This window comes from Hydrogenophaga sp., from assembly GCF_018780075.1.
Lineage (GTDB): Bacteria > Pseudomonadota > Gammaproteobacteria > Burkholderiales > Burkholderiaceae_C > Hydrogenophaga.
In genome coordinates this window covers 1-8,070 of sequence record NZ_JADMKB010000075.1, presented here as the reverse complement: position 1 = coordinate 8,070, position 8,070 = coordinate 1, and the positions used below count along the sequence as shown (strand labels likewise).

Annotated in this window: 9 protein-coding genes, 1 other RNA gene and 1 riboswitch; of the genes, 4 read left to right on the top strand and 6 right to left on the bottom strand. The window is 68.8% G+C overall.

The genetic code is table 11. The features are described from left to right. The 6 genes from IV088_RS14090 to IV088_RS14065 all read right to left on the bottom strand — a co-directional run. Positions 1-620: iron chelate uptake ABC transporter family permease subunit (locus IV088_RS14090; RefSeq protein WP_291103098.1), on the bottom strand; the 620-nt coding region annotated here is incomplete at its 3' end. Next, positions 617-1,513: an ABC transporter substrate-binding protein gene (locus IV088_RS14085; RefSeq protein ID WP_291103101.1), complete on the bottom strand. Its 897-nt coding sequence runs from the start codon at positions 1,511-1,513 to the stop codon at positions 617-619. The genes IV088_RS14090 and IV088_RS14085, both read right to left, overlap by 4 nt. A 5-nt stretch (positions 1,514-1,518) precedes the next feature. Further along, positions 1,519-2,094: a bifunctional adenosylcobinamide kinase/adenosylcobinamide-phosphate guanylyltransferase gene (locus IV088_RS14080; RefSeq protein WP_291103095.1), complete on the bottom strand. Its 576-nt coding sequence runs from the start codon at positions 2,092-2,094 to the stop codon at positions 1,519-1,521. Continuing rightward, positions 2,087-2,902 carry an ABC transporter substrate-binding protein gene (locus IV088_RS14075; protein WP_291103092.1) on the bottom strand — a complete coding sequence of 272 codons (816 nt, stop codon included), beginning with the start codon at positions 2,900-2,902 and terminating at the stop codon, positions 2,087-2,089. Before IV088_RS14075 ends, IV088_RS14080 begins: the two co-directional genes overlap by 8 nt. Beyond that, positions 2,899-4,371, bottom strand: coding sequence for a cobyrinate a,c-diamide synthase (locus IV088_RS14070; RefSeq protein WP_291103090.1), 1,473 nt, complete (start codon positions 4,369-4,371; stop codon positions 2,899-2,901). Before IV088_RS14070 ends, IV088_RS14075 begins: the two co-directional genes overlap by 4 nt. 3 nt (positions 4,372-4,374) lie before the next feature. Continuing rightward, complete coding sequence (locus IV088_RS14065; RefSeq protein WP_291103088.1) at positions 4,375-6,204, bottom strand: TonB-dependent receptor; 1,830 nt, start codon at positions 6,202-6,204, stop codon at positions 4,375-4,377. Between the two features lie 77 nt (positions 6,205-6,281). Beyond that, positions 6,282-6,538, bottom strand: a riboswitch (cobalamin riboswitch). A gap of 50 nt (positions 6,539-6,588) precedes the next feature. Between IV088_RS14065 and IV088_RS14060 the strand changes: the two genes are divergently transcribed. From IV088_RS14060 to IV088_RS14045, 4 genes are all read left to right on the top strand, one after another. Beyond that, positions 6,589-6,816, top strand: a complete 228-nt coding sequence (locus IV088_RS14060; RefSeq protein WP_291103086.1) for a DUF904 domain-containing protein — start codon at positions 6,589-6,591, stop codon at positions 6,814-6,816. Then, entirely contained in the window at positions 6,813-7,196 is a 384-nt protein-coding gene (locus IV088_RS14055; RefSeq protein ID WP_291103084.1) for a cell division protein ZapA, read from the top strand. The genes IV088_RS14060 and IV088_RS14055 overlap by 4 nt, the downstream gene beginning before the upstream one ends. A 71-nt stretch (positions 7,197-7,267) precedes the next feature. Beyond that, a non-coding RNA gene (ssrS, locus tag IV088_RS14050) (6S RNA) lies at positions 7,268-7,446 on the top strand. Between the two features lie 67 nt (positions 7,447-7,513). Beyond that, on the top strand, positions 7,514-8,070 hold a 557-nt coding region (locus IV088_RS14045; RefSeq protein WP_291103082.1), incomplete at its 3' end, for a sulfite exporter TauE/SafE family protein.

Sequence of the window (8,070 nt, the reverse complement as noted above, 5' to 3'; positions counted from 1 at the left end):
GAGCCCAGCATGAAGGCCTGCATGGCCTGCAGCGATTCGGGCGAGAACAGCAGCACCAGGTGCGTCAGGGCGCCCAGCACCACGCCCACCACCACGCCCGCCAGCAGCAGGCGCAGCGTGTGCTGCACGCCGCGCGAGAGCACCAGGGTGATCAGCACGGCGGCCACCGCGCCGCCAAAGGCCGCGCCGGTCAGGCCCAGGCGCACCCAGGCGCTGCTGGAGAACACGCTCACCGCCACACCGCTGTTCATCATGGACGTGCCCAACATGCCCGCACCGCCACCCATCGCGGCCAGCGCCAGCGCCACACCCAGCGACGCGCCCGAGGCGCTGCCGAGCAGGAACGGGTCGGCCAGCGGGTTGCGGAACAGGCCCTGCGCCACCGCCCCGGCCAGCCCCAGCAAGGCGCCCGCGCCCCAGGCGCCCAGGGTGCGCGGCAGGCGGATCTCCCACACGATCTGCTGCGCCATGGCGGTGGCCGACGGGTCGGCATCCGGGTTCAGCAGCGGGCCGATCAGGTTCTCGAAACCCGCACTGCCCACGCACACGCCGAGCGCGGTCAGGCCAACGGCCGCCACCAGCAGGGCGGCGACGAGCCAGGACGCGCGGCGGGCATTCACCGGCCGGTCCCTTTCGCCGCCTGCGCGCCGGGCGCTTTCTCGGCCAGGCAGCGTGCCATCAGGCGCGCGCCCTCGGCCATGCGCGGACCGGGACGCACCAGCGCGTCGGAGGCGTCGACGGGAAACACACACAGGTGCTGCCCGCGCATGGCGCGCATGGACATCCATCCCGGGCGCTGGGCCATGCCGTCCACGCTGCGCTGGCCGACCATGATCAGGTCGGGATCGGCGCGCACGATGTACTCGGGATTGAGCTTGGGGAAGGGCCCGAGCGACGCGGGCACGATGTTCTTCGCGCCCAGGCGCGTCAGCGTCTCGCCGATGAAGGATCTTTCACCCGCGGCATACGGGCCGGGGTTGACCTCGAAATACACCCGCGTGCCGCGCACGCCCGCGGGCAGCGACTGCGCGGCGGCCATCACGGCGGCGTCGATCGCGCGCCAGATCTTCTGCGCGTCGGGCACCTCCAACAGCTGGCCGATCTTGAGCAGCACGCGCTGCACGTCGGCGTGTGTCTTGGGCTCCAGCGCCACCACCTTGATGCCCAGCGCGCGCAGGCGCTCGCCCGCGCGGGACGACGTCGCCATCAGCACCACGTCCGGTCGCAGCGCGACGATGACCTCGATGTTCGGGTCCAGCCCGCCGCCGACCTGGGGCAAGGCCTTCACGCTCGCGGGCCAGTTGGTGTAACGGTCCACGCCCACCAGGCGCTGGCATTGCCCCAGCTCGCACACCGTCTCGGCCAGCGACGGCAGCAGGCTCACGATGCGCTGCGGCGAGCGCTCAAAGTTCACCACCACGCCGTGGTCGTCGGTGATCTGCAGCGCGGCGCGGGCCGGCAGGGCCAGCAGCGTCAATGCCACCAGCGTCACCGCGGACAGGATGTAACGCATCGGATTCATGTCGGGTCTTTCAGTGTCAGCGGCAGGCCCGCGGCCATCAGGGTGACGCGCTCGCACGTGGCGGCGACGCTCTGGTTCAGGCGGCCCAGCGCGTCCACGAACTGGCGCACCTCGTGCCCCAGGGGGATCACGCCCAGGCCGATCTCGTTGCCCACCAGCACCACCGGCCCGGGCGCCGCGGCGATGGCCTCGCACAGCGCATGGCCCGCGGCGATCACGGCGGGTTCGTCGAGGGCATCGCCGGGCAGCGCGGGCATCAGCAGGTTGGTGAGCCAGAGGGTGAGGCAGTCCACCACGATCAGGGTGTGGGCATCGCTGTGCTGGCGCAGGGTCTGGGCCAGCGCCACCGGCTCCTCCACCGTGCCCATGCCCGGCACCCGCTCGGCGCGGTCCCGCTGGTGGCGCGCGATGCGTTCGCGCATCTCATCGTCCCAGGCCTGGCCCGTGGCGATCAGCACGGCGCGGTGCGCAGGGTCGGCCGCGAGCCACTGATGCGCCCGCTCTTCGGCCCGGCGTGACTTGCCGCTGCGCTGGCCGCCCAGGATGAATTCGCTGCGTGCCAGATCAGCCATGCCGGTTCATCCACGTTGTGACGATGCGGTGCATCTGCTCCACGCCGTCGGTCAGGGCCGCCGGGCCGGGCTGCAGGATGTCGGCCGACTTGATCTCGAACAGCTGGCCGTGGCGCACGGCGGGCACGTCCTGCCACCCCACGCGCGCGGCCACCTTCTCGGGTCTGAACTTCTTGCCGCACCAGGAGCCGATGATGATGTCGGGGTTGCGGCGCACGATCTCGGCGGGGTCGGTAATGATGCGATCCTTGCCCAGCGACTGCACCGCCAGCTCGGGAAACACGTCGTCACCGCCCGCGATGCCCAGCAGCTCCGACACCCAGCGGATGCCGCTGATGTGTGGCTCGTCCCACTCTTCGAAAAACACCTTGGGGCGGCGTTGGCCGGACGCCACCCGCGCGGCCACCTCCGCGCGGATGGCGTCGAGGTGGCGGCGCATGACGTCGATGCGCGCGAGACCGTCGTCAGCGCAGCCCACCATGGCGGCCACCTGGAACAGCATCGAAAAAATTTGATCCACGCTGCGCTGGTTGAACACCGTCACCTGCACGCCCGCGCGGATCAGTTGCGCCGCGATGTCGGCCTGCAGGTCGGAAAACCCAAACACGCAGTCGGGCTGCAGCGCGAGGATCTTGTCGATCTTCGCGTTGAGGAAGGCGCTCACCTTGGGCTTCTCGTCGCGTGCGCGGCGCGGGCGCACCGTGTAGCCGCTGATGCCGACAATGCGGTACGCCTGCCCCAGCAGGTAGAGCCACTCAGTGGTCTCCTCGGTCAGGCAGACGATGCGCTGCGGGCCCAGCGGGTTCATGTGGCCTCCGTCAGGAACAGCGAGGCCGCAGCCTCGGGGTTGGAGGCAAACCAGGCGTGGAAATAGCTGGCGCGCACCGAGCCCTGCGCGTAGATGGCCTCGCCGCGCCCGCCCGCGCGCTGCGCCTCGGTCCGGGACCGCGGTGGCAGCGGCGACTCGGTGGTCGAGTAGTGAAACGTGTGCCCGCGCAGTTCGCCTCGCCCCGTGTCCCAGCGCTGCGGCCCGAGCGCGGACAGGCGCTTCTGCATGACCACGCGCCCGGGCAGCAGGCCCCACATCGGATGCTCGTCGCCGTCGGCGGTGGTCAATGTGTCAAACAGCGGCATCATGCCGCCGCACTCGGCCCAGACGGGTCGGCCAGCCGCGATGTGTTCGGCCAGCGAGTCGCGGCAGCGCGCGCCCTTCGCCAGCGTGGCCGCGTGCAGCTCCGGGTAGCCGCCCGGCAGCCACACGGCATCACACGCGGGCACCGGCTCATCGGCCAGTGGCGAGAAAAACACCAGCTCGGCACCGAGCGCGCGCAGGCTGTCGAGGTTGGCCGGGTAGGTGAAGCAGAAGGCCGCATCGCGCGCCACCGCCACCGTGCGGCCCGCCAGCCGGGGAGCGGGCAGCACGGGCGACACCGCATCGAACCGCACCGCCCAGCGCTGCCAGCCCGCGGGGTCGAGCTGCCCCAGCGACGTCTGTGACAGCGCGTCGGCCACGGCGTCCAGCCGCTCCATGGCGTCGGGCAGCTCGGACGCCAGCGTCAAGCCGAGGTGCCGCTCGGGCAGCGTGAACCCCGCGTCGCGTTTCAAGGCACCGAGCCAGCCGGCGTCGATGCCCACCGCGTCGCCGTCGGCCATCGCCGGTCGCAACGAGCGCTGCAGCATCTGAGCGTGGCTCTCGCTGGCGACCCGGTTGGCCAGCACGCCCGCCCAGGACAGGCCGTCCTGGTAGTGGCGCAGCCCGTGCGCCAAAGCGCCAAACGTGCCCGCCATCGCCGAGGCGTCGATCACCGCCAGCACAGGCAGCCCGAAGCGCCGCGCGAGGTCGGCCGCGCTGGGCTCACCGTCGAACAGGCCCATGACCCCTTCGATCAGGATCAGGTCGCTCGACGACGCGGCCTCAAACAGGCGCGCGCGGATGTCGGCCTCGCCGTTGAGCCAGAGGTCGAGGTTGTGCACGGGGTGGCCGCTGGCGAGCGTGTGCCAGTGCGGGTCCAGAAAATCCGGACCGCATTTGAACACCAGAACCCGACGACCTTGTCGCGTGTGCAGCCGCGCGAGCGCCGCCGTCACGGTGGTTTTGCCCTGGCCCGAGGCCGGGGCGGCAATCAGCAGCGCCGGACAGGTGGCTGCGTCAGGCGTCGCCGAAGCGTGTACGCCGTCCAGGGCAGCCGTGGAACGGGCTTCGCCCGGCCACAGGCTGCGTCCCCCTTCCCTAACGGTAGGGGGAAAGACGCGCAGCGTCGCAGGGAGTTGTCCCATCCCTCACCGAGACCAGTTCAGCCCAACGTACACGGTGCGGCCGGCGGTGGCGTAACCGAGCACCGACTCGTAGGCCTTGTCGGTCAGGTTGTCGATGCGGGCCTGCAGTGTCCAGCTGGGCGTGAGCGCGGTGCTGGCGGTCAGGTTCAGCAGGCTGTGGGCCGGCAGACGCTGCGTGTTGGCCGCATCGTCGAAGCGCGAGCCCAGGTGCTGCAACTCGCCACCGAAGGTCCAGCCGGCCAGCTGGGTGTCGGCGGTCAGGGTGGCCTGGGTTTGGGCACGCCGCGCGAGACGCAGACCGGTCTCCAAGTCTTTGGGGCGCATCAGGTCGAGCGAGGCCCCGAGGTTGACCGAGCCCGCACGGGTGCCGCCACTGAGCGTGACGCCGCTGTAGCGAGCCCTGCCCGTGTTGCCGTAACAACCCGCGTATTCGCCCACGCCGTTGGCGCAACTCCCGGGACCCGTTACGTAGTCGATCAGGTTCTTCACGTCGTTGCGGTACAGCGTGAACCCGGCGCGGTCATGGCCCGCCTGGTAACGCAGGCCGGCCTCGAAGTTGCGGGCCGTCTCGGCCTTCAGCTCGGGCGTGCCGTAGAAGCTGAAACGCTGGAACAGGGTGGGCACGCGGAACGCGGTGCCGGCCGACAGCGTGGCACGCCAGGCGGGCGAGAACGCCAGCGCGTAGGCAACGCCACCGGTGGACTGGCCACCGAACTCGCTGTCGTCGTCGTGGCGGGCGTTGAGCTGCAAGGTGTGTGCACCGTGCCGCAGCGTGTAGCCGAGCGCGAGCGCGTTCTGATCGCGGGCGGTTTGTTCGGGGACGGTGCTGCCGTTGGTGAGATGGTCTTCGCGGCGCTCCAGATCAGCACTCAGGGTGGCCGTGCCCATGAGCCATTCGTTGCGCAGCAGGTAGGTGTCGATGCGGGTGTGGGTGAGGTAAGGCGACGGGGTGGTTTCGTAGCGGTCGGTGCCGCGTGTCACGCCCACCCGGGTCTTCCAGGCCTCGCTCCAGGCCGCCGACCAGTTGAGCCCCAGGGTACGCAGGTCTTGCTGGTTCTGGTCGTCCTGGCCAGGCAGGTAACCGTCGTAGCCCGCCTTCTGCTCGCTGTCGAGCAGCGTCGCGTCCAGTTCGTGGCCGGGTGCGAACTTCCAGCCCAGCCGGCCAGAGACCGACTGTCCGCGGTAGCCGTCGCGATCCGGGTTGCCCGAGGGCTGTGCGTTGAAACCGTCGCTGCGTTCGCTCGACAGGCCCAGCGCGTAACTCACCACGCCCTGCCCGCCGCGCAGCGACGCGCTCATGTCACGGGTGTTGTGCGTGCCAACGCCAACGTGGACCGAGGGGAAAAAACCCGCCTCACCCTGGCGGGTGAAGATCTGGATCACGCCGGCCAGCGCGTCCGATCCATAGATCGCCGCTGCAGGGCCACGCAACACCTCGATGCGCTCGACCTGCGCCAGCGGGATCGCGTTCCAGGTCGCGCCGCCGGTGGACTGCGAATCCACGCGGACCCCGTCCACGAACACGGCGGTGAAGCGCGTTTCGGCGCCCCGCAGGTACACGCTGGTGGTGGAAGCGGGCCCCCCATTGCGGGTCACGGTGATGCCCGGCACGCGCGACAGCACATCGGCCAGGCCATTGGCACCGCTGCGCTCGATCTGCTCGCGGTCCACGATGGACACATCGGCCACCACATCGGTCACGGGAACCTGTGAACGGGTCGCCGTGACCACGGTTTCGGGCAGGGTGGCGGGCGTCTGGGCGAAGGCGGGGAATGCAGCGGCGCAGGCCAACGGGAGCACGGCCAGACGCACAGAAATAGCACGGGTTTTCATGAGAGATCACAAGCAGATGTGCCCTCGCCGTCTTCCCCGACAGCGCATGGGCGTCACGATGGCGGGTCCCGCGAAGGACGCACCATCACCTTGTTGGCCGGTATCCGGGCTGACAGAACAACCTTCATCGCCTTCCCAGTGAACCGGTCTGAACCGACTCACCAGTGGCTGCGGGATGAAAGCGGAGACGCCTGAAAGGGCTTCAGAGGTCCCGTCTGCTTACCGTTGCGGGGGCAGCGCAGGTTAGGTCGGTTCATGTGAACTTTCCCTCCTGCTTCCCGTTGAACTGCGGCATGCGAACCACACCGCGAGCACCAACGGGAGGGATTGTAAGCCCGGGGTTCTTTCGGGAACCCTACAATGTGAAACCAACACTTTGTCACCATGGCCGATCCCAAGCACCTTGATCTGATCGCCGAGCGCGTCGAGCGCCTGCTGCTGCGCCATGAAGAACTGCAGCGCACCAACGCCCTGTTGCTTGACCAGGTGGCCAGCCTCAAAAACGAGCGCGACTCGCTCAGATCACGACTCAACGCGGCACGCGCACGCATCGACGCCCTGCTCGATCGCCTTCCCGCCAGCGCCGACTTCATGCCCAAGGACACCGAATGAACAAGCCTGCGTCCAAGCAGATCGAAGTCCAGATCATGGGTCAGAGTTACCTGCTGGCCTGCCCCACGGGGGGCGAGTCCTCTCTGCTGGATGCTGTCGAGCGGGTCGACACGGCGATGTGCCGCATCCGCGACGCTGGCAAAGTCAAGGCCAGGGACCGCATCGCCGTGCTCGCCTCGCTCAACCTCGCGTTCGAACTCTCACAGAAGGAAGCCCAGAGCTACTCGGCATCGTCCTTCGCTCAGTCGGAACCGGCCCCCTTGCAGGAGCCAGGTTTGCCCTCCAGCAGCGAACCGGTCGATCCCGCATCGCAAGCCCGCATGGACGAACTGATCCGACGACTGGATCAGTCGCTGGGCCACGACGGCCAGTTGCTCTGAACAGACCGTGGTTTCACGCGCATTTTTTGCGCTGACTTCCGGCACAACGCGCTGGCAGCGCCTACAATTTGAACCGTCTGCAGTGCGCGCCGGGCTTTATATTTCCTTGAACCAATGCTCCATGAGCACGGGCTAGGTACATTGCCTGATGGGTGTGAGCATCTCGCGTCAGATGAACCCGAAGTCACGCTGCCCTGGCCCACCTGAACCCCGGTTCAGGATGACGGTCCGGTGGCACTGCAGACACCTTCTTCCTCGCTTGCGGCCCGTTGTGGGCCGCAAGTCGTTTGTGGCCTCTCCGCATTCCCCATCTGCCCATGAGCCTCGACCCACTTCTGATCGTTGAACTGGTCGCGCTCGGTCTGTGCACGGGCTTCCTCGCCGGCCTGCTGGGCATCGGCGGCGGCATGATCATGGTGCCCTTCATCAGCGCGATCCTCGGCCACCGCGGCGTGGAGCCTGGGCTGGCCGTCAAGATGGCGATCGCCACCTCGATGGCCACGATCATCTTCACCTCCATCTCCAGCGTGCGCGCCCACCACCAGCGCGGCGCCGTGCGATGGGACATCGTCAAGCGGTTGGCCCCGGGCATCGTGCTGGGCGCAGGCATCGCCAGCCTCGGGCTGTTTGCGGTGCTGAAAGGCGGATCGCTGGCGCTGCTGTTCGCAGCGTTCGTGAGCTTTTCCGCCACGCAAATGCTGCTCGACAAAAAACCCCAGGCCTCGCGCACCTTGCCCGGCTCCGCTGGCCAGCTCGGTGCCGGCACCGCCATCGGGTTTCTGTCCGGGCTGGTCGGTGCGGGCGGAGGGTTCGTGAGCGTGCCCTTCATGACCTGGTGCAACGTCGCCATCCACAACGCCGTGGCCACCAGCGC